General features: G+C 59.2%; 3 protein-coding genes. All 3 read left to right on the forward strand.

All coding sequences use genetic code 11. The features are described from left to right. A partial coding sequence (locus tag EOA86_RS34195) for a multicopper oxidase domain-containing protein (protein ID WP_164892307.1) occupies positions 1 to 424 on the forward strand: 424 nt, incomplete at its 5' end. Between the two features lie 25 nt (positions 425 to 449). Beyond that, positions 450 to 887, forward strand: a complete 438-nt coding sequence (locus EOA86_RS34200; protein ID WP_127209476.1) for a YqaA family protein — start codon at positions 450 to 452, stop codon at positions 885 to 887. A 169-nt stretch (positions 888 to 1,056) separates the two neighbouring features. Further along, positions 1,057 to 1,383 (forward strand): hypothetical protein, encoded by a 327-nt coding sequence (locus EOA86_RS39075; protein WP_206630220.1) that lies wholly within the window; start codon positions 1,057 to 1,059, stop codon positions 1,381 to 1,383. Positions 1,384 to 1,514 lie beyond the last annotated feature (131 nt).

Below are 1,514 nucleotides of genomic sequence, written 5' to 3' on the forward strand. Positions count from 1 at the left end.
GCTTCAGGAATGGCTGATGCGGGAGGGCCTGACTTTTCCGTCGATGCCGATGGACGGCGGGCAGCCGAATTATTTCACCATCAACGGCCGCGCCTATCCGTCAACCGACACAATCAGGATGAAGGTCGGCGAAACTCTGAAAGTGCGCTTCATCGGCACCAATAATGGGTTTATCCACCCGATGCACATCCACGGCGGTCCATTCGAAGTTGTCGCCCGCGATGGCGAGACTATGCCGGAGTCGGCGCGTTTCCTTGCCGACACAGTCAACGTCGGACCAGGGCAACGCTACGATGTCGTCTGGCAGGCACGCCGCCCCGGAAAATGGCTGATCCACTGCCATATCGGGCATCATACGACCAACAACAATGTCGAAGAGAAGGGCGGTGGCGGACTGATGGTCGTGATCGATGTGCAACCCTGAAGCCTTTCCGCAAGGCGAAACATAGATGGATGTGTTTGCCGTCTACGGCGGCCTGTTTGCCATTGCCTTCGCCGCGGCGACCATCCTTCCGGCGCAGTCGGAGGCCGCACTTGCCGGGCTCCTCGCCACACATTCCTTCTCGCCCGCAATGTTGGTTGTTGTCGCCAGCATAGGCAACGTCCTGGGCTCGGCGGTGAATTGGGGGCTTGGTCGAGGCATCGAACGCTTCCGGGACAGGCCTTGGTTTCCGCTGCCTCCCGCGACGCTCAACCGCGCCATGAGATGGTATCACCGTTATGGAAGATGGTCGCTTCTGTTAAGCTGGATGCCGATCATCGGCGATCCACTGACCGTGGTCGCTGGGGTTTTGCGCGAGCCGCTATGGAGCTTTGTCGCAATCGTCGCCCTCGCGAAGGTTTTGCGTTATCTGGTTGTTGCCGGGGCGGTGTTGGGCCTGATGTAAACCGGCAGGTAGTTGCGTTCACTTTTGGTTGCACCGCAGCAAAGTGACCGCCCCGACCTTGACAAATCAGACGAACAATTGTCGGAAGGGTGCGATGAGGGCTCTTGGTCGAATTACGATCTTAGGAAGCATACCGGTCCGAGCAATGCTGGCGGTTGTGTTCTTGGTCATGTCGGCTCTTCAGCCTGGTCTGTTCGCCACAGCCAATGCCACGGGTTTTCACGCCGGGGCAGATCTCCAAGCCGAGACATCCGCACACGACATGGGCCATGACGGCGCCACTGCGGACGACACGGATACGTCGGAGCATCATCACGGCGCCAAGCAATCCTCCGACAAGAGCTGTGAAGTCCATTGCGCGCCGGCAAATGCGGTGCCGGTCGACTGCCCTCACTTGGAGCATGTTGTCTCCCGCTGCTTTGCGCTCGTCGTTGACGTCACCTTACCGCTTGGCGAATACACTGCGCTCATAAGGCCCCCCAAACATCTGAGCTGACGCGCCCTTTCGGGGTGTTCGCGCAGCGTCGGGAATCCGTTCCCGCGCGGCCAAACGCATACGTCAAGCTTCAGGTCTACAATGAAAATCGCAAGCTCCGCGATGCTCGCATCGCTGTTAGTTGCCGGATG

The organism is Mesorhizobium sp. M5C.F.Ca.IN.020.32.2.1 (assembly GCF_004023105.1).
Lineage (GTDB): Bacteria > Pseudomonadota > Alphaproteobacteria > Rhizobiales > Rhizobiaceae > Mesorhizobium > Mesorhizobium wenxiniae.

Bases quoted from the DNA above. Each gene is read 5' to 3' on its own strand.
- EOA86_RS34200 (WP_127209476.1), top strand. From the start codon at position 450: ATGGATGTGTTTGCCGTCTACGGCGGCCTGTTTGCCATTGCCTTCGCC.
- EOA86_RS39075 (WP_206630220.1), top strand. From the start codon at position 1,057: ATGTCGGCTCTTCAGCCTGGTCTGTTCGCCACAGCCAATGCCACGGGT.